Below are 374 nucleotides of genomic sequence, written 5' to 3' on the forward strand. Positions count from 1 at the left end.
GGCACCAGCCACACCGTGACCATCACCATCACCGGCGTCAATGACGGTGCGGTGATTGTGGGTGATGGCAGCGGTGCGGTGACCGAAGACCTGAACGTGGTCAGCGGTAACCTGACCGAGACCGGTAGCCTGAGCGTGACCGACGTGGACGGGGCGGATGAAGCCAAGTTCAAGCCGGGTGTGGGCACCCCGAGTGCCGGCGCCCTGGGTCAGCTGGAGATCGATGCGGATGGCAAGTGGAGCTATGAGGTCGCCAACAGCAAGGTGCAGTACCTGGGCGCGGGCGAGACCAAGGTCGAGACCTTCGTGGTTGAGAGCCTGGATGGCACCAGCCACACCGTGACCATCACCATCACCGGCGTCAATGACGGTGC

1 protein-coding gene is annotated in these 374 nt (G+C 63.9%); it reads left to right on the plus strand.

Going from position 1 to position 374, the window contains the following annotated elements; genetic code table 11:
* On the plus strand, positions 1-374 hold a 374-nt coding region (locus KW821_RS21450), incomplete at both ends, for a VCBS domain-containing protein (protein WP_218292862.1).

It is taken from the genome of Aeromonas sp. sif2416 (genome assembly GCF_019218665.1).
GTDB lineage: Bacteria > Pseudomonadota > Gammaproteobacteria > Enterobacterales > Aeromonadaceae > Aeromonas > Aeromonas encheleia.